We start from the raw sequence: 18,151 nt of genomic DNA, 5'->3' as shown, positions 1-18,151 counted from the left end.
CGGATCGGGAGGGCAGGGTGTTCGCACCCGCCCTCTTGCGTCGCTTGCGCGGAGTGGCTAAAGGGCCGCTCCCCCCGCTGCGGTTTGTCCGCGGCGGGGTGATTTTTTGAGGCGGGTGCCGGTCAGAAATCGGCCCCAGATGAGAGAAGGGATACGGATCGATGATCCAGATGCAATCCAATCTCGACGTCGCTGACAATAGCGGCGCGAAGCGGGTGCAGTGCATCAAGGTGCTTGGCGGTTCCAAGCGCCGGACGGCAAGCGTTGGCGACATTATTGTCGTCAGCATCAAGGAAGCGCAGCCCCGCGGCAAGGTGAAGAAGGGTGACGTGCATCGCGCCGTCATCGTCCGCACCGCCAAGGACATCCGCCGCGCCGATGGCTCGGTCATTCGCTTCGACGGCAACGCCGCCGTCCTGGTCAACAAGAACGAGGAGCCGATCGGCACCCGTATCTTCGGACCCGTGGTGCGCGAACTGCGCGGCAAGAAGCACATGAAGATCATCTCGCTCGCGCCGGAGGTGCTGTAATGGCCGCCGCTCGTATCAAGAAGGGCGACCGTGTCGTCGTCCTGTCCGGCAAGGACAAGGGCAAGACCGGCAACGTGACCGTGTCGATGCCCAAGGACGGCAAGGTCGTGGTCGAGGGCGTCAACATCGCCGTTCGCCATACCAAGCCGACGCAAGGGGCCCCCGAGGGTGGCCTGGTCCGCAAGGAAGCGCCGCTTCACATCTCGAAGGTCGCGCACGTGACCGCCGACGGCAAGCCGACGCGCGTCCGCTTCGAAACGCAGGACGGCAAGAAGGTTCGCGTCGCCGTCAAGACGGGGGATAAGATCGATGGCTGATTACAAGCCCCGCATGAAGGCGATGTACGACGACTCGATCGCCAAAGCGATGACCGAGAAGTTCGGCTACAAGAACGTCATGGAGGTTCCCCGCCTCGACAAGATCGTCTTGAACATGGGCGTCGGCGAAGCCACCCAGGACAAGAAGAAGGTCGACCAGGCGGCGTCCGAGATGGAGCTGATCGCCGGGCAGAAGCCAGTCGTGACGAAGGCCAAGAAGTCGATCGCGCAGTTCAAGCTGCGCGAGGGCATGCCGATCGGCGTGAAGGTCACCCTTCGCCGCGAGCGGATGTACGAGTTTCTCGACCGTTTCATCACGATCGCACTGCCCCGCGTGCGCGATTTCCGCGGGCTGAACCCCAAGAGCTTCGACGGTCGCGGCAACTATGCCTGCGGCCTCAAGGAACAGATCGTGTTCCCGGAGATCAACTATGACCGGATCGACAAGGTCCGCGGCATGGACGTGATCGTGACGACGACGGCGAAGACGGACGACGAGGCGCGCGAGCTGCTCCGTTTGTTCGGCTTCCCCTTCCCGATCGAAGAGGGCGCCGAGGAAAAGAAGGCGGCCTGAACAATCCCCGCCACCACGGCCTCCGGCCGGGGTGGCGGCCATAGGAAAGAAAGAACTTAAGTCGATGGCGAAACTGAGTTCGGTGAACAAGAACGAGCGCCGCAAGGCGATGGTCAAGCAGTACGCGCCCAAATACGCGAAGCTGAAGGCCATGGCGGCGGACACCACGCTCGACGAGGGCGAGCGCCTGATCGCGCGCCTCAAGATGGCGGAATTGCCGCGCAACGCGAATCCCACCCGGATCCGCAACCGCTGCGAGCTGACCGGGCGCCCGCGCGCCTATTACCGCAAGTTCCGGCTGTGCCGTATCCAGCTGCGCGATCTGGCCAACAAGGGCCTGATCCCCGGCGTCACGAAGTCGAGCTGGTAAGGAAGCATCATGGCAGTGACCGATCCCCTGGGTGACCTGCTCACCCGCATCCGCAACGGCCAGCGCGCGAAGAAGGACAGCGTTCTGACGCCCGCGTCGAAGCTGCGCGTCCGCGTGCTCGACGTGCTGCAGCGCGAAGGCTATATCCGTGGTTACAGCGAAGAGCAGATGGGCCCCGCGGCCGGCATCCGCATCGAGCTGAAATATTTCGAGGGTCAGCCCGCGATCAAGCATGTCGCGCGCGTCTCCAAGCCCGGTCGCCGGGTGTACAGCGGCTCGCAGGAGCTGCCGCGCATCATGAACGGCCTGGGCATCACCATCGTCTCGACGCCCCGCGGCGTGCTCTCGGATGCCGAAGCGCGTGAGCAGAATGTCGGCGGCGAAGTTCTCGCGGAGGTGTTCTGATGAGCCGCATCGGTAAGAAGGCGGTGCCGGTTCCGGCCGGCGTCACCGCGAACATCGCCAACGGCACGCTGAGCGTGAAGGGCCCCAAGGGCACGCTTCAGCTCGCGATGCGCGACGAGATCACCTACACGATCGAGGATGGCGGCATTTCGGTGCAGCCCGCCAACGATGGCAAGCAGGCACGTGCCTTCTGGGGCATGCAGCGCACGCTGGTGCAGAACCTGGTGACGGGCGTGACGGACGGCTTCACCAAGAAACTGCTTATCACCGGCGTCGGCTATCGTGCCGCCGCGCAGGGCCGCAACCTGAAGCTGCAGCTCGGCTACAGCCATGACGTCAACATCGACGTGCCGGAAGGCCTCGAGGTGAAGACGCCGGACAACACCACCGTCGAGATCAGCGGCTCGGACAAGCAGAAGGTTGGCCAGCTGGCCGCCGAGATCCGTCGCTGGCGCAAGCCCGAGCCCTACAAGGGCAAGGGCATCAAGTACGACGGCGAGTTCATCTTCCGCAAGGAAGGGAAGAAGAAGTGATGACCAAGGGACTGTCTCTTTTCGCCAAGCGGCGTCGCCGCAACCGCACTGCGCTTCGTGCGCGCGCCGGTACGCGTCCGCGCTTGTCGGTGCATCGCTCGGGCAAGCACATTTACGCGCAGGTGATCGACGACGTCGCCGGCACGACCGTGGCCTCGGCCTCGACGCTGGAGAAGGACGTGCGCGGCACGACCGGCGCCAACATCGCAGCCGCGACCGAGGTCGGCAAGCGTGTCGCCGAGGCGGCCAAGGCGGCGGGCGTGACCCAGGTCGTGTTCGATCGCGGTGGCTTTCTCTACCACGGTCGCGTGAAGGCTCTGGCTGACGCTGCACGCGAAGCCGGATTGGAGTTCTAAGAATGGCCGATACCAACGATATCCAGTCCCAGCCCGGCAATCCTGCCGCGGTCGAGGCTTCCGCCGGCGATGCCGGCGCTAACACCGGCGCGGGTGCCGGTGGCGGCTATCAGGGCCAGGGCGGCGGTGGTCGCGGCCGTGGCGGTCCGGGCGGCGGCGGTGGCCGTGGCGGCCCCGGCGGCAATCGTGGCGGTGGCCCCGGCGGCAACCGTGGCGGCCGTGACGGCGGTCGCGGCGGTCGCGACAATCGCGGTCGTGGTGGCCCCGGTCAGGACGATGGCGGCGAAGAGCTGATCGAGAAGCTCGTCCACATCAACCGTGTTTCCAAGACGGTGAAGGGCGGTAAGCGCTTCGGCTTCGCGGCGCTGGTCGTCGTGGGCGACGGCAAGGGCCGGGTCGGCTTCGGTCATGGCAAGGCGCGCGAGGTGCCCGAGGCCATTTCCAAGGCGACGGCTGCCGCCAAGAAGAAGATGGTTCGCGTTCCGCTGAAGGAAGGCCGCACGCTGCATCACGACGGCAACGGCCATTTCGGCGCGGGTCGCGTGACGCTTCGCTCAGCGCCGCAGGGCACGGGCATCATCGCCGGCGGCCCGATGCGCGCCGTGTTCGAATCGCTGGGCGTGGCGGACGTGGTGACCAAGTCGGTCGGTACGTCGAACCCCTACAACATGATTCGTGCGACGTTCGAAGCGCTGGGTGACCAGACATCGCCCAAGGCCGTCGCGCAGCGTCGTGGCAAGAAGATCGCCGACCTGCTCGGCCGCGGTGGTTCGCAGACCGCCGAGGCGGATGCTGCGGCCATCGCGGAGTAACTGACATGGCGACGATCAAGATCACCCAGACCGGGTCCCCCATCCGCCGCAAGGCCGACCAGCGCGCGACGCTGATCGGCCTCGGCCTCAACAAGATGCACAAGACGCGGGAGCTGGAAGACAGCCCCGAGGTTCGCGGGATGATCCGCAAGGTGCAGCATATGGTGTCGGTCGAGGGCTGAGCCTTCGCCGATGCCGGTGACAAACACGGGGAAGGGGGCTATAGGCCCCCTTCTTTTATCCAGCGCGTAACAAGCGAAAGCGAGTGCATAGATCATGAAACTGAACGAACTTCGCGACAACCAGGGTGCCCGCAAGTCCAAGATGCGCGTCGGGCGCGGCATCGGCTCGGGCAAGGGCAAGACCGGCGGCCGCGGCCAGAAGGGCCAGAAGAGCCGCGAGGGCGTGTCCATCGCCGGCTTCGAGGGCGGTCAGATGCCGCTCCACATGCGTCTGCCCAAGCGTGGCTTCAACAACATCTTCGCCAAGGATTATGCCGAGGTGAATCTGGGCGCGATCCAGAAGGCAGTCGACTCGGGCAAGCTCGAGGCCGGCGCCACGCTCGATCACGACGCGCTGAAGGCCGCTGGCCTGGCACGCGGCGGCAAGGACGGCGTGCGCCTGCTCGGCAAGGGCGAGCTGACCGCCAAGTTCAGCTTCACCGTCGCCGGTGCGTCGAAGGGCGCAATCGAGGCGGTCGAAAAAGCCGGTGGTTCGGTCGACGTGATCCATGTCGTGCCCGCCGCCGAGAAGGCCGCCGCCAAGAAGGGCGTGAAGTACAAGGAGCGCGCCGCGCACAAGGCCTCGTTCAAGGCCTGACCGGTTCGGCCCGCTTTTGCGGGCCGGCGAGCCGCGGCATTAGACAAGCCCGACGGCATGACTATATGAGCGGCGGGGGCGGTTGAAGCGCATCCCGCCGTTTTTGTTTCCAGGACACCGACACGCATGGCATCCGCAGCCGACCAGATGGCGCAAAGCGTCAGCCTTTCGAAGTTCGCGAAGGCAACCGACCTCAAGAAGCGGCTGTGGTTCACCATCGGTGCGCTCATCGTGTTCCGCATGCTGAGCTATGTGCCGCTTCCGGGTGTCGACCCGACCGCGCTGGGCTTGCTGAGCCAGAAGACGAACGGCGGCGTCCTCGATTTCTTCAATACCTTTTCGGGCGGTTCGCTGAAGCGCATGAGCCTGATCGCGCTCGGCGTGATGCCCTATATCACCGCTTCGATCGTGGTGCAGCTCGCGACCTCGCTGTCGCCGCAGCTCGCCGCGATCAAGAAGGAGGGGGAATCGGGGCGCAAGAAGCTCAACCAATATACGCGTTATGGCACCGTGCTGCTGACCGCGATCCAGGGCTATTTCATTGCCGTCGGCCTCGAGACGCTGGGGGCGAACCAGGGCATCCAGGCGGTAGTCGATCCCGGCCTGTTGTTCCGCGTCGCCGCCGTTGTCAGCTTGATCGGCGGCACGATGTTCCTGATGTGGCTGGGCGAGCAGATCACCAGCCGCGGGATCGGCAACGGCGTGTCGCTCATCATCATGGCGGGCATCGTCGCGAACCTGCCTACGACATTGTTCAACCTGCTGGAGGGCGGGCGTTCGGGCTCGGTCGATCCGGTGCGGCTGATCGGCATCATCGTCGCGGTGGTGCTACTCGTCCTCTTCATCTGCTTCATGGAGCGCGCGCAGCGTCGCATCCTGATCCAATATCCCAAGCGCCAGACGCAGCGCGGCATGCAAGCCGATCGCAGCCATTTGCCGCTGAAGATCAACACCGCGGGCGTAATCCCGCCGATCTTCGCCTCGTCGCTGCTGCTGATGCCGCTCACCATCTCGCAGTTCGCGGGCAGCCGGGTCGCGGGCACGAGCCGCTGGGGCGATATCATCATCACGCTGAACCAGTATCTCCAGCACGGCGCGCCGCTCTATATGCTGCTGTACGGCGCGGGCATCGTGTTCTTCTCGTTCTTCTACACCGCCGTGGTGTTCAATCCCGAGGAAACCGCGGACAATCTAAAGCGCTATGGCGGGTTCATCCCCGGCATCCGTCCGGGCAAGAACACGGAGAATTATTTCGATTACGTGCTGACGCGGATCACGGTGATCGGCGCGGGCTATCTGCTCATCATCTGCCTGCTGCCCGAATATCTGGTGTCGGCGTTGCAGATCCCGTTCTATCTCGGCGGCACCAGCCTGCTGATCGTGGTGAACGTGACGATGGATACGGTGACCCAAATACAGAGCCACCTGCTCGCCCATCAATATGGCGACCTCATCAAGAAGGCGAAGCTCAAGGGCGGTCGTCTGCGCTGATGGTCCGGCACGGACGAGGGAGAGCGTGCGCGTGAATATCATACTTCTGGGGCCGCCGGGGGCGGGCAAGGGCACGCAGGCGAGCCGGCTCGTCGCCGAACGCGGCATGGTCCAGCTTTCCACGGGCGACATGTTGCGCGCGGCGGTCAAGGCAGGCACGCCGGTGGGCTTGCAGGCCAAGGCAGTGATGGAGGCGGGCGAACTCGTCTCCGACGCAATCGTTTCCGGGATCATCGGCGAACGGCTCGATCAGGAAGACGTCGGCACCGGCGTGATCTTCGACGGCTATCCGCGCACCGCCGTCCAGGCCGACGCGCTCGATGGCCTGCTGGCGGATCGCGGCCGGACGCTCGATCACGTCATCGAGCTGGAGGTGGACGAAGCGGCGCTGATCGAGCGGATCGTCGGCCGCTACACCTGTGCGCATTGCGGCGAAGGCTATCACGACGTCTTCAAACAGCCCGCCGTCGCCGGCGTGTGCGACGTGTGCGCCTCCACTGAATTCAAGCGCCGGCCCGATGATAATGCTGAAACGGTGCGCACGCGCATGGCCGAATATCGCGCGAAGACCCAGCCGATCCTGCCGATCTACGAGGCACGCAGCCTTGTCCACCGCGTCGACGGCATGGCCGATATCGCGCATGTCACGGCGGCAATCGAGTCGATCCTGGGCGCATAGGCCGCTGGAATGCCGCTTTAATCCGGGCGGATCGTCCGAAATGTAAAATGACGATGATGTCATCTCCGGTTCACCGGAGCCGACGGAAAGTCATGACATAGCGCGCCAGCGACCTTGATACGGGCGTTTGGCGCGCAGGCGCGCTGCGCGAGAAACCCGTGTCGACGATCCACGAGTTCGGTGCCCGACACTCCCGGGGGTGCCGTTGGGGCCGGCGGAAAGGTTGCTTTCCGCCGGCCTTTTCGTGTCTGATGCCGACGAACGCATGGAGGGAAGGCCAAGGTGACCCGCAAGATCCTGATCGTCGAGGACGATGTGTCGACCTCGGCCTATCTGACCAAGGGGCTCAGCGAGGCGGGTTATTCGGTCGAGAGCTGTCGTGATGGGCGCGACGGCCTGTTCCTCGCGAGCGAGGGCATCTTCGATCTCGTGATCGCCGACCGCATGCTGCCAGGCTTAGACGGGCTCTCGATGGTCAGCGCGATCCGCGCGGCGGGCATTCCGACGCCGACCTTGATCCTGTCCGCGCTCGCCAGCGTCGACGACCGGGTCGACGGGTTGAAGGCGGGCGCCGACGATTATCTCTGCAAGCCCTTCTCCTTTGCCGAACTGTCGGCCCGGATCGAGGCGCTGGTGCGCCGCTCCGATCGCTCCGCCGCCGAGCCGCAGAAAACCCGGCTGTCCGTGGGGGATCTGGAGATCGACCTGCTCGCGCGCAGCGTCGTTCGCGCTGGCCGCACCATCCCGCTGGGCGCACGCGAATTCAACCTGCTCGAATTTCTCGCACGCCATGCGGGCCAGGTCGTCACGCGGACGATGATGCTCGAAAAAATCTGGAACTATCACTTCGATCCGGGCTCTAACGTGGTCGACGTGCATATCGGCCGGCTGCGGCGCAAGCTGGAAGAAGGCTTTCCGACGCCGATCCTGCACACGGTGCGCGGTGCGGGTTACCGGCTCTCGCCCGAGGGGTGATTGGCCTGTCGGTCACGGCGCGGATCGCGCTGCTCGGGTTCGCGCTCGCCTTGCTGTCGAATCTGGTCGTCATGGGATTCGTCTGGCGCCAGACGCATGACGTGGCGATCGACACGGTCCGCCGCGAGACGACCGAGCAATCCGATGCGATGCGCGCGGTGTTCGCCGCGGGCGGCCTCGCGGCCGTCACCAATGCGATCAAGAAGGCGCGCGCGCCGGGCGACCATACGCTGCTGCTGGCGGTGATCGATCGCGACGGTCGCCGCGTCGCCGGCTTCGCTCCTGACGTCATCAGCGTGCCTTGGGTGCCGACTGCGTTCCGCGTGGCGGATATCGACGGCACGCCGCGGACGACCGATGTCGGCTATACGCTTTATCCGATCGGCGAACGCTGGCTGCTGACCGGGCGCAGCCTCGATCTGGTGGCGGCGGAGCAGCAGGCGATCGAGCGGGCGCTGGCGCTGGCGGTGCTGTTGTCGCTGGCCTTCGGGGTGATCGCGGGGCTCGTGATGGCGCGTTACGTGGCGGGGCGGCTCGACCGGATCGCCGCAGTGGTGGAGGCGGTGCGCGAGGGCGATCTGTCGCGCCGCGTGGCGACCGTCGGCGGCCGGGGCGACGCCTTCGATCGACTGTCGGTGCGGTTGAACGCGATGCTGGGCAAGCTGGAAGGCGTGATGGCTGAATTGCGCGTGGTGACCGACAGCCTGGCACACGATCTGCGATCGCCGCTCGCGCGGCTGCGCACCAAGACCGAACAGGCGGTGCTGATTTCCGATCCGGCCTTGCGCGAGGCGGCGCTCGGCGGACTGCTGGTCGAGACCGACCTCGTCATGCGAATGCTGACGATGGTGATCGAGATCAGCCGGTCCGAGTCGGCGTCGCGCAACCGCTTCACGATGGTCGCGCCTGCCGATCTGGTGGAGGAGATCGCCGAACTCTACGAGCCGGTGGCCGAAGAGGCGGGGTTCGATTTCGTGACCGCGATCGACGATCGCCCCGCGCCGCTGCCGCTTCATCGGGAGTTGCTGAGCCAGGCGATCACGAACCTGGTCGACAACGCGCTGAAGCACGCGTCCGCGGGCGGGCAGGTGACGCTCCGCATCGTACGGATCGCGCGGGGCATCGCGATCCAGGTCGAGGATCGCGGGCCCGGCATCGCCGCGGCGGATCGTGCGCGCGCGTTGAAGCGCTTCGTCCGGCTCGACAGCGCGCGATCGACTCCGGGCGCGGGCCTGGGCATGGCGTTGATCGAAGCCGTCGCGCGATTGCATGGCGGTGGCTTCGAACTGGCGGACAATCGGCCGGGTCTGGTCGCGCGGATCGTCCTGCCGGAATGACGGTTCGGTTGTGGAACCCGTCGCTTGACACGGCGTTTGCGCGACCCTAACTGCACATCCCTCCGATACTCCGGTTTCCGGCGGCGCTCGTTTGCGTTCGTCGCGCTTCGTGCGTTTGGGAAACCTTGGTGTCGGGTCAACGCGTCGAGATGGGGAACGTGGCAGCCATGCCGTACCCCGTGGAGCAGGAGAAGAAATTCCATGGCACGTATCGCGGGCGTCAATCTGCCCACCAACAAGCGCGTGGTGATCGCGCTGACCTATATCCACGGCATCGGTTCGACCAAGGCCAAGGAAATCACCGCCAAGCTGGGCATCGCCGAAACCGCGCGCGTCCAGGACCTGACCGATCAGGAAGTGCTGCAGATCCGCGAGACGATCGATGCCGATCACACCGTCGAGGGTGATCTCCGTCGCATGACCGCGATGAACATCAAGCGCCTGATGGATCTCGCTTGCTATCGTGGCCTGCGCCATCGTCGTGGCCTGCCGGTTCGCGGCCAGCGTACGCACACCAACGCACGCACCCGCAAGGGCAAGGCGAAGCCGATCGCGGGGAAGAAGAAGTAACGAAACCGTCCGGGGGACGATTTCTACTTCTTCTCCGTCGGAGACAGGTTCGAGGCTGATCGCCTCCCGGTTTCCGTACCACGACCCAAGTTCAGGATCTCAGATCAATGGCACAAGCACCGCAGCGCATTCGTCGGCGCGAACGCAAGAATATCACGTCGGGCGTCGCCCACGTCAACGCCAGCTTCAACAACACCATGATCACCATCACCGATGCGCAGGGGAACGCGATTTCCTGGTCGTCGGCGGGTGCCATGGGCTTCAAGGGTTCGCGCAAGTCGACCCCCTATGCGGCGCAGGTCGCAGCCGAGGACGCGGGCAAGAAGGCTGCCGAGCACGGCGTCCGCACGCTCGAAGTCGAAGTGAAGGGCCCCGGTTCGGGCCGCGAATCGGCGCTCCGCGCGCTTCAGGCGGTCGGCTTCCAGATCACTTCGATCCGCGACGTCACGTCGATCCCGCACAACGGCGTTCGCCCCTCCAAGCGCCGTCGCGTCTGATTTTTCGCCCGCGCGCCATCGAGTCGTCGCGGGCCGTTCCTTCGTGGTCGGCGCGTCGCGTCGGCCCCCAACCTAGGGGAAGCATGTGTCTGTCAACGCAAAGAACTGGCAGGAACTGAAGAAGCCGAGCGGCCTGGAACGCAAGTCCGGCGGCGACGCGAAGCGCAAGGCGACGTTCGTCGCGGAGCCGCTCGAGCGTGGCTTCGGCCTGACGCTCGGCAATGCGCTTCGCCGCGTATTGCTGTCGTCGCTTCAGGGTGCCGCCGTCACTTCGATCCGCATCGAGAACGTGCTGCACGAATTCTCGTCACTGGCCGGCGTCCGCGAGGACGTGACGGATATCGTCCTGAACGTGAAGCAGATCGCGCTGCGCATGCAGGGCGAGGGGCCCAAGCGCCTCCAGCTTTCGGCCACCGGCCCCACTACGGTGACGGCGGGCGACATCGCGGTGTCGGGGGACATCGAGGTGATGAACCCCAAGCTGGTGCTCTGCCACCTCGACGAGGGTGCGACGCTCAACATGGAGCTGACCGCCGATGTCGGTAAGGGCTATGTCGCGGCGGTCGCCAACCGTCCGGCGGATGCGCCGATCGGCCTGATCCCGGTTGATGCGCTCTACTCGCCGGTTCGGCAGGTGTCGTACAAGGTCGAGAACACGCGCGTCGGGCAGGAGCTCGATTACGACAAGCTGACGCTGAGCATCGAGACCGACGGCACGATCACGCCCGAGGATGCCGTCGGTTATGCCGGTCGCATCCTTCAGGACCAGCTCGCGCTGTTCGTGCATTTCGACGATTCGAGCGTCGCGCGCACCGCGGCACCGATCGGGCAGGCGGCGCCTGCGCAGACCGGCGAAGTCACGGGCGACACCCAGCAGATCAACCGCTACCTTCTCAAGAAGGTGGACGAGCTCGAACTGTCGGTGCGATCGGCGAATTGCCTCAAGAACGACAACATCATCTATATCGGCGATCTGGTCGGCAAGACCGAGGCCGAGATGCTGCGCACTCCCAATTTCGGTCGCAAGTCGCTGAACGAGATCAAGGAAGTGCTGTCGTCGATGGGGCTTCGGCTGGGGATGGAAATCCCCGGCTGGCCGCCCGAGAACATCGAGGAAATGGCCAAGAAGCTGGAACAGGAAATCATGGGCTGAGCCGCACGGAGCCAGCGATGCTGGCTCCGAGACGACGAAAGCCCGGCCGGCGGGCGTTCAGCCCGATCGACGCCGCGGCTTCGCCGCGGTCCGGCCGCACGAGATGGGTCCCGGTTCCGGCCGGGATGACGATAAGATGGGGTGGCCCGCGTCGCCACCCGGCTTGGGGTTCCGTGAGACGGCCCCCTGACGAACGAAGGACAGACCATGCGTCACCGCGTAGGCGGCCGTAAGCTTCAGCGGACCTCGGCCCACCGCATCGCGCTCTTCCGCAACATGAGCGCCGCGCTTATCAAGCACGAGCAGATCACGACGACCGTCGCCAAGGCGAAGGAGCTTCGCCCGTATATCGAGAAGCTCGTCACGCTCGCCAAGAAGGGCGGCCTGTCGAACCGCCGTCTGGCGCATGCCCGGCTGCTCGACGACGCGCAGCTCGTGAAGCTGTTCGACGTGCTGGCCGAGCGTTATGCCGGCCGCAACGGCGGCTATACGCGCATCATCAAGGCGGGCATTCGCGCATCGGACGCGTCGCCCATGGCGGTGATCGAGTTCGTCGATCGCGACATGTCCGCCAAGGGCCAGGATTCCGGCCCGGTGATGGACGACGACCAGTATGACGAGGCCGCGTAAACCCGCAGCCCCCAAGTGGTGAACAGAGGCCGCGCTTCCACCCGGAGGCGCGGCCTCTTTCGTTGTGGGCCCGGTCTGCTATGCGGCGCGGATGGACCATAGCGAAACCATCCTCATCGTCGATTTCGGCAGCCAGGTGACCCAGCTGATCGCGCGCCGCGTCCGCGAGGCGGGCGTCTATAGCGAGATCGCTCCCTTCCAGTCCGCCGACGAGGCGTTCGATCGCCTGGCGCCCAAGGGCATCATCCTGTCGGGCGGCCCTGCCTCCGTCACGGAGGCGACGTCGCCGCGCGCGCCGCAGCGTCTCTTCGAAGCGGGCGTGCCGATCCTCGGCATCTGCTATGGGCAGCAGCTCATGTCGGCGCAGCTTGGCGGCAACGTGATCGTCTCGGGCGACGGTGGCGAATTCGGCAGCGCGTTCATCGATATCGCGGAGGATTGCGCGCTGTTCGAGGGGCTATGGGCCAAGGGCGAGCGCCACCAGGTGTGGATGAGCCATGGCGACAAGGTCGACGCCATTCCGCCCGGCTTCACGCCCGTCGCGACTTCGGCGGGCGCGCCCTATGCGATCGTGGCGGACGAGGCGCGGCGCTTCTACGGCGTGCAGTTCCACCCCGAGGTGGTCCACACCCCCGATGGCGGCCGCCTGATCGCCAATTTCGCGCGCCATGTCTGCGGGCTGACCGGCGACTGGACGATGGCCGAATTCCGCGACGCCAAGATCGCGGAGATCCGCGCGCAGGTGGGCGACGGCAAGGTGATCTGCGGGCTTTCGGGCGGCGTCGATTCGGCGGTGGCCGCAGTGCTGATCCACGAAGCGATCGGCGAACAGCTCACCTGCGTCTTCGTCGACCACGGCCTGTTGCGCGCCGGCGAGGCGGATCAGGTGGTGAGCCTGTTCCGCGGCGCCTACAACATCCCGCTGGTGCATGTGAACGTCGAGGATACGTTCCTGGCTGGGCTCGCCGGCGTCACCGATCCCGAAGCCAAGCGCAAGTTCATCGGCAAGACCTTCATCGATGTGTTCGAGGCGGAGGCCAAGAAGATCGGCGGCGCCAAGTTCCTGGCGCAGGGCACGCTTTATCCGGACGTGATCGAAAGCGTCAGCTTCACCGGCGGCCCATCGGTCACGATCAAGAGCCACCACAATGTCGGCGGCCTGCCCGAGCGGATGGACATGGCGCTGGTCGAGCCGCTGCGCGAATTGTTCAAGGATGAGGTCCGCCTGCTCGGCCGCGAACTCGGCCTGCCCGAGGTTTTCGTCGGCCGCCATCCCTTCCCGGGGCCGGGACTCGCGATCCGCATTCCGGGCGAGGTGACCAAGGAACGCTGCGACATCCTGCGCAAGGCTGATGCGATCTATCTGGAGGAAATCCGCGCCGCGGGCCTCTACGATGCGATCTGGCAGGCCTTCGCGGTGCTGCTGCCGGTGCGTACCGTCGGCGTGATGGGCGATGCCCGAACCTATGATTCCGTGCTCGCCTTGCGCGCGGTGACGTCTACCGACGGCATGACGGCCGAGGCCTTCGCCTTCCCCGGCGACTTCCTGCCGCGCGTGACGACGCGGATCATCAACGAGGTGAAGGGCATCAACCGGGTGACGTACGACTATACGTCCAAGCCGCCCGGCACGATCGAGTGGGAATGATTCTGGGTCGTTCGGCAGCTATCGCCGACAGTCGGTTTATGACCCATATCCGGTTATAAATCAATAACCTAGACGTCGCCACCTATCGCTGGCAATTGCGGGTAAGCGATGCCACCTGACGGTATAGCCGACGGTATTTTTTTTGTGGCTCATCAGGCTCAAATGCCACGGCATCAAAACCGATTGTCAAACGGATTTCCTATCCGCCCGTATCCTACTGTTGTTACTAGCAAAAATGGACAGATTGACGGTATAATTTCTGACGGTAAGCTTAGATCGACGGAGCCCTAGCTTTACCGTCAGGAGCCTCGATCCATGCTCACCGACCTCGCTCTCAAGCGGCTGAAACCACTGGAAAAAACGTACAAGGTCGCTGACCGTGACGGTATGTACGCGGCGGTTTCGCCGACAGGCCAGATTGCCTTCCGCTATGACTACCGGCTGCACGGACGGCGCGAGACGCTGACCTTCGGCAAATATGGTCCGGGTGGGCTGTCTCTTGCCGAGGCGCGGGAACGCTGCATGATAGCCCGCAAGCTCGTCGCCGAGGGGAAGTCGCCTGCGCTGGAAAAGCAGCGAGAGAAGCGGCGCGTATCGGGAGAACACAGTTTCGGCGAGGTCGGTGCTCGCTACTTCAAGGAAGCACGCATGGCCGACAGCACCCGGTCCATGCGCAGGGCGATCTTCGACCGTGATATCGAGCCGGCTTGGAAGAACCGGCGGCTATCGGAGATTTCGCCCGACGACCTTCGTCAGCTCTGCGGCAAGGTGAAAGAACGAGGCGCACCGGCGACCGCGATCCACGTGCGCGACATCGTCAAACAGATCTTCGGCTTTGCGATCCTGCATGGCGAGAAGGTGCCCAATCCGGCCGACGAGGTCGGTCCGGCCTCGATCGCCACGTTCGAGCCGAAGGACCGGGCACTGTCGCCGGCGGAGATTTGCGTCCTGCTGACCCAGATCGAGAAAGTCGCCACGCTGCCCACCATCCGCATGGGATTGAAGCTGTTCCTGCTAACGATGGTTCGCAAGAGCGAGCTTCAGAATGCCACCTGGGACGAGATTGACTTCGAGCGAGCGGTCTGGACGATTCCGAAGGAGCGGATGAAGCGCTCGAAGGCCCACAACGTCTACCTGTCCCAGCAGGCGCTCGACATCATGATCGCGCTCAAGACCTGTGCCGGCAATTCGAGCTACCTGCTGCCGTCCCGCTACGATGCGGACGCTCCCATGTCCCGCGCGACCTTCAACCGGGTCACCTACTCCGTTGTCGATGCGGCAAAGACGAACGGGCAGGCGTTGGCGCCGTTCACGGTCCATGATCTGTGACGGACGGGATCGACGCTGCTCAACGAGCTCGGATTCAACCGCGATTGGATCGAGAAGGCGCTCGCGCACGAAGACTCTAGATCCTCCCGCGGCGTCTACAACAAGGCCGAGTATGAGCCGCAGCGACGGCACATGCTTCAGGAGTGGGCCAACATCGTCGACGCGTGGGTGGAGGGACGGACGTACACGCCCAAGCTCTATCCGCCGTCGCTGGAGCTGCTCAACCCTGAGACGTCCGCATAGGTCTGGAACGACGCAGCTTCACGTCTGGCCTGGTCGGCACTTCCGAGGCCCGCCGACGCGCCTCGAGCCAGGCCTCCACCTCATCGAGGTCCCACGCAGCGCAGCGGGGTGTCAGGTAAAATCTGCGGGGAAACTCGCCTCGCTGCTCCATCTCGTAGATCGTCGTGTCGGCCAGCGGAACGATGCGGCGAAGTTCTGGCCGCCGTACGGTCCGCTTCATGTAGCTGGCCGATGCGCCCGGTTTCGCCGGCACTGCCGCAACAGGCAAGCTATGTAGATCAATCATCTCAGCCTCCGTCGTGAGCTATCGCCACCAAACGGCAGCTCGTTGGTCCCGGGAAGGCCAAGGTGATCGTAGAAGTGCAGCGGGAAACGCTAGCGTGCAAAAGGGCGGCCCTAGTCCGTCGGGTCCAGCGCCGCAGCCCAATCCGCATAAGGCGTCGTTCTTGCCATGTGCCGGTTGTAATCGGGCGCGCCGTCGTCCCACCACACGGGGCCTCGCTCGCCCAGCGCGACCTTCGCTGCATCGACGGCTGTCCGCGCCGATGCGGTTTCGGCAGGCCTGCCGGCGGTGTCACGCACGGCTCGCCGTGCTGCCATCAGCTCGCGGACGAGCCGTTCCCGCTCGCTTGCCGAAAGGTGGGGATTGCTGGTCCTCCAGAGGCGCCCCCGGACGACGAAGTAGCGCCCATCAGGCGTGCGCGGATACTCCGTCAAGTCGCGCCCGCCCGAACCGTCTCGACGCTCAACGCGCCGGCAGGAAGCGGGCGCAGCAGCTCTGATTCGGGGCGGCTGAGGTCGATCCATGTGGACCAATCCTCAGGCCGGAGCACCACGATCTGACGGTTGTGATACGGCGCCACGTCAGGCCCAGGGGCCGTCGTCAGCATCGTGAAAGCGGCAGGCTCGGTCCCGTCGCGTTCGCGGCACAGCCCCGCGATGGCCATGAACGGTGCGTCGGTCAGCGTGAATCGATGCTTCGCCTTCGGATATTTCGAGCCGGTGAACTCGAAGAAAGCCGATGCAGGGATCAGGCAGCGGTGGCTCTTGTCGAACCGCCGCCCTTCCGACCGGAAGTTGAAGACCGGACCGCCCTTCGGACCCGATGGCGGAAAACCGAACCGCATGGGTGCCAGCTCGATGCCGTTCCCGGCCGCGCGCATGACCGGTCCGATGTCGTTGATCCTTATGTCGTCGGCTTGCGGAAGGTCGCGCTCGGACTGGTCTGTAGGTGTGCCCAGGGCGAGCGCCTGCATCATGTCTTGATACTCGCGCCACTTCACGTGCTGTTCGTAGTCGTTGCACATCCACTGTTCCGCCAAGCCCGAGTTCCGCTTCTGCGGGACAGGGTAGTTCAGGCGGACCGGAACGTGCAGGGAAAAGCCTTTCCTCGGCCGAGCCTCGTCTCGGCCGGCCGGCCCGTCCGGGGGGGGCGCGCGCAACGCGCGCGCAGCGGCGACGGTATCGTGCTGGGCCCTTTCGGTGGGGGGAGGCCGAAGAGAGGAAGAGGGCTGCGGCTGTCGCCGTGACGGGTTGAGGGTCGAGAGAGAGGCTCCCGGCCGGCCCGCGCGGAGACCTCCCATGCTTCAGACCTTTCCTTCCCGCCGCACCGATTCGGCTCGCCCGGCTTTGCCGTCCACCGGCGCCTACAAAGTTGACATCAGCCGCGGCGAGCGGATCGGCCGCGTCTCGTCCGAGTGGTTCAGCCGCCCCGACGACGAGCGCTACCTGTCTCTCGGCGCGCTGCACGCCGCGGTGCGAGCCCGGGCCGAGCGGGCGACCGCACGTACCGTCGAGACCAAGGCGCTTCGCGTCGAGGCGAGCCGCGACGATGCCGAGCGCCTTGCCCTGATCGTACCGGGCCAGGACACGCCCGTGGCGCCGACCCACTGGTCCTACGGCCAGCTGTGCAGTCTCGTCGGCGCGCCTGCCAGCTACATGCGCCAGCTCCCGGCGCCGCTCGCCGGCATCAACCTGCAGCACGGGTTGCTCTCGCACCGCGCTGAGTTGGTGAAGACGCTGGAAGCGGACGATGGCCGCATCGAGCTCCGTGCCGTCACTGGCCCGGATTACGGCCGCATTTGGGATCACGAGTTGGTCGAGGCGGTGATGCGCATCGCCGGCGACGGCACCGGCGACACGCGCTGGAAGGTGCCGGGCCTGCTCGACTGGTCGACCATGACCCACAACCCCTTCGTCGAAGTGACCAAGGACACCACGACGCTCTACGCCTCGGACCGCGACGTCTTCCTGTTCCTCGTCGACGATGCGCACCCGATCGAGGCCGGCCGCCTGCCGAACGGCGAACCCGATCTCTACTTCCGCGGCTTCTACTGCTGGAACAGCGAGGTTGGCTCGAAGACGCTCGGCATGGCCAGCTTCTATCTCCGTGCGGTCTGCATGAACCGCAACATCTGGGGTGCGGAAGGCTTCGAGGAGATCAGCATCCGGCATTCGAAGTTTGCCGGCCACCGCTTCGCGCATCAGGCGGCACCCGCGCTGGAGCGGTTCGCCACATCGTCGCCGGCGCCGTTCATGGCCGGCATCCGCGCAGCGCGCGAGGCGATCGTCGCGCGCAAGGACGAGGATCGCGAGACGTTCCTGCGCAAGCGTGGCTTCTCGCGTCCCGAGACCGAGAAGATCATCGCCACCGTGCTGGAGGAGGAGGGCCGGCCGCCGGAATCGATCTTCGACTTCGTTCAGGGGATCACCGCGCTCGCCCGCGACAAGCCGCACCAGGATGCGCGGCTGGAGCTGGAGGGCAAGGCCGCCAAGCTTCTCGCCAGCGTCGGATAGGCCGGGTCTGGAAGTCTGCTTCGGCGGCTTTCCGTATCCGAGGTTCTACGCTTCCCCGCATCGTCGGCTCTCCGGCTCGCCGCTTCC

The 18,151-nt window shown here is 65.3% G+C and carries 23 protein-coding genes and 1 pseudogene; 21 read left to right on the top strand and 3 right to left on the bottom strand.

The annotated features are described in order from the left end of the window. Window positions 1–161 precede the first annotated feature (161 nt). The 20 genes and pseudogenes from rplN to L8H00_RS15780 all read left to right on the top strand — a co-directional run bounded on the left by rplN (window position 162) and on the right by L8H00_RS15780 (window position 15,268). Window positions 162–530 (top strand): 50S ribosomal protein L14, encoded by a 369-nt coding sequence (rplN, locus tag L8H00_RS15875; protein WP_242098283.1) that lies wholly within the window; start codon window positions 162–164, stop codon window positions 528–530. After that, window positions 530–847, top strand: coding sequence for a 50S ribosomal protein L24 (gene rplX, locus L8H00_RS15870; RefSeq protein WP_242098282.1), 318 nt, complete (start codon window positions 530–532; stop codon window positions 845–847). The genes rplN and rplX overlap by 1 nt, the downstream gene beginning before the upstream one ends. After that, the gene (gene rplE, locus L8H00_RS15865) at window positions 840–1,421 is read left to right on the top strand and encodes a 50S ribosomal protein L5 (RefSeq protein WP_242098281.1); all 582 of its coding nucleotides are present in this window, start codon (window positions 840–842) and stop codon (window positions 1,419–1,421) included. Before rplX ends, rplE begins: the two co-directional genes overlap by 8 nt. Window positions 1,422–1,485: 64 nt before the next feature. After that, the gene (gene rpsN / locus L8H00_RS15860; protein ID WP_242098280.1) at window positions 1,486–1,791 is read left to right on the top strand and encodes a 30S ribosomal protein S14; all 306 of its coding nucleotides are present in this window, start codon (window positions 1,486–1,488) and stop codon (window positions 1,789–1,791) included. Window positions 1,792–1,800: 9 nt separating this feature from the next. Continuing rightward, window positions 1,801–2,196 (top strand): 30S ribosomal protein S8, encoded by a 396-nt coding sequence (gene rpsH, locus L8H00_RS15855; RefSeq protein ID WP_242098279.1) that lies wholly within the window; start codon window positions 1,801–1,803, stop codon window positions 2,194–2,196. Continuing rightward, window positions 2,196–2,729 carry a 50S ribosomal protein L6 gene (gene rplF / locus L8H00_RS15850; protein WP_242098278.1) on the top strand — a complete coding sequence of 178 codons (534 nt, stop codon included), beginning with the start codon at window positions 2,196–2,198 and terminating at the stop codon, window positions 2,727–2,729. The genes rpsH and rplF overlap by 1 nt, the downstream gene beginning before the upstream one ends. Further along, window positions 2,729–3,085, top strand: a complete 357-nt coding sequence (gene rplR, locus L8H00_RS15845) for a 50S ribosomal protein L18 (RefSeq protein WP_242098277.1) — start codon at window positions 2,729–2,731, stop codon at window positions 3,083–3,085. The genes rplF and rplR overlap by 1 nt, the downstream gene beginning before the upstream one ends. Before the next feature lie 2 nt (window positions 3,086–3,087). After that, on the top strand, window positions 3,088–3,897 hold the full coding sequence (gene rpsE / locus L8H00_RS15840; RefSeq protein WP_242098276.1) for a 30S ribosomal protein S5: 810 nt from the start codon (window positions 3,088–3,090) through the stop codon (window positions 3,895–3,897). A 5-nt stretch (window positions 3,898–3,902) separates the two neighbouring features. Continuing rightward, window positions 3,903–4,079: a 50S ribosomal protein L30 gene (rpmD, locus tag L8H00_RS15835; protein ID WP_242098275.1), complete on the top strand. Its 177-nt coding sequence runs from the start codon at window positions 3,903–3,905 to the stop codon at window positions 4,077–4,079. A 94-nt stretch (window positions 4,080–4,173) separates the two neighbouring features. Continuing rightward, entirely contained in the window at window positions 4,174–4,716 is a 543-nt protein-coding gene (gene rplO, locus L8H00_RS15830) for a 50S ribosomal protein L15 (RefSeq protein WP_242098274.1), read from the top strand. Window positions 4,717–4,842: 126 nt separating this feature from the next. Beyond that, complete coding sequence (gene secY / locus L8H00_RS15825) at window positions 4,843–6,207, top strand: preprotein translocase subunit SecY (protein WP_242098273.1); 1,365 nt, start codon at window positions 4,843–4,845, stop codon at window positions 6,205–6,207. A 31-nt stretch (window positions 6,208–6,238) separates the two neighbouring features. Next, window positions 6,239–6,886, top strand: coding sequence for an adenylate kinase (locus tag L8H00_RS15820; RefSeq protein WP_242098272.1), 648 nt, complete (start codon window positions 6,239–6,241; stop codon window positions 6,884–6,886). Window positions 6,887–7,168: 282 nt separating this feature from the next. Continuing rightward, entirely contained in the window at window positions 7,169–7,861 is a 693-nt protein-coding gene (locus L8H00_RS15815) for a response regulator transcription factor (protein WP_242098271.1), read from the top strand. Next, window positions 7,858–9,198, top strand: coding sequence for a HAMP domain-containing sensor histidine kinase (locus tag L8H00_RS15810; protein WP_242098270.1), 1,341 nt, complete (start codon window positions 7,858–7,860; stop codon window positions 9,196–9,198). The genes L8H00_RS15815 and L8H00_RS15810 overlap by 4 nt, the downstream gene beginning before the upstream one ends. Before the next feature lie 201 nt (window positions 9,199–9,399). Next, entirely contained in the window at window positions 9,400–9,768 is a 369-nt protein-coding gene (rpsM, locus tag L8H00_RS15805; RefSeq protein ID WP_242098269.1) for a 30S ribosomal protein S13, read from the top strand. Between the two features lie 107 nt (window positions 9,769–9,875). Continuing rightward, window positions 9,876–10,265: a 30S ribosomal protein S11 gene (gene rpsK / locus L8H00_RS15800; protein ID WP_242098268.1), complete on the top strand. Its 390-nt coding sequence runs from the start codon at window positions 9,876–9,878 to the stop codon at window positions 10,263–10,265. Window positions 10,266–10,350: 85 nt separating this feature from the next. Next, a complete protein-coding gene (locus tag L8H00_RS15795; protein WP_242098267.1) occupies window positions 10,351–11,418 on the top strand; it encodes a DNA-directed RNA polymerase subunit alpha in 1,068 nt (355 codons plus the stop codon). A 207-nt stretch (window positions 11,419–11,625) separates the two neighbouring features. Further along, entirely contained in the window at window positions 11,626–12,048 is a 423-nt protein-coding gene (gene rplQ, locus L8H00_RS15790) for a 50S ribosomal protein L17 (protein WP_242098266.1), read from the top strand. Between the two features lie 91 nt (window positions 12,049–12,139). Further along, window positions 12,140–13,696 (top strand): glutamine-hydrolyzing GMP synthase, encoded by a 1,557-nt coding sequence (guaA, locus tag L8H00_RS15785; protein WP_242098265.1) that lies wholly within the window; start codon window positions 12,140–12,142, stop codon window positions 13,694–13,696. A 315-nt stretch (window positions 13,697–14,011) separates the two neighbouring features. Beyond that, window positions 14,012–15,268: pseudogene (locus tag L8H00_RS15780) on the top strand (tyrosine-type recombinase/integrase). On the opposite strand, the gene L8H00_RS15775 reads toward L8H00_RS15780, so the two are convergent. From L8H00_RS15775 to L8H00_RS15765, 3 genes are all read right to left on the bottom strand, one after another. Continuing rightward, window positions 15,246–15,488: an AlpA family phage regulatory protein gene (locus L8H00_RS15775; protein ID WP_242098323.1), complete on the bottom strand. Its 243-nt coding sequence runs from the start codon at window positions 15,486–15,488 to the stop codon at window positions 15,246–15,248. The pseudogene L8H00_RS15780 and the gene L8H00_RS15775 overlap by 23 nt on opposite strands. A gap of 176 nt (window positions 15,489–15,664) precedes the next feature. Next, window positions 15,665–15,850, bottom strand: coding sequence for a hypothetical protein (locus tag L8H00_RS19010; RefSeq protein ID WP_347340746.1), 186 nt, complete (start codon window positions 15,848–15,850; stop codon window positions 15,665–15,667). A 131-nt stretch (window positions 15,851–15,981) separates the two neighbouring features. Further along, window positions 15,982–16,590: an SOS response-associated peptidase gene (locus tag L8H00_RS15765; protein WP_242098263.1), complete on the bottom strand. Its 609-nt coding sequence runs from the start codon at window positions 16,588–16,590 to the stop codon at window positions 15,982–15,984. A gap of 259 nt (window positions 16,591–16,849) precedes the next feature. On the opposite strand from L8H00_RS15765, the gene L8H00_RS15760 reads away from it, so the two are divergent. Continuing rightward, on the top strand, window positions 16,850–18,064 hold the full coding sequence (locus L8H00_RS15760; protein WP_242098262.1) for a DUF932 domain-containing protein: 1,215 nt from the start codon (window positions 16,850–16,852) through the stop codon (window positions 18,062–18,064). The last annotated feature ends 87 nt before the right edge of the window (window positions 18,065–18,151 follow it).

The organism is Sphingomonas sp. CROZ-RG-20F-R02-07 (assembly GCF_022662335.1).
GTDB lineage: Bacteria > Pseudomonadota > Alphaproteobacteria > Sphingomonadales > Sphingomonadaceae > Sphingomonas.
Note: the sequence above shows the minus strand (reverse complement) of the source record. Positions and strands in the feature narration are given on the sequence as shown.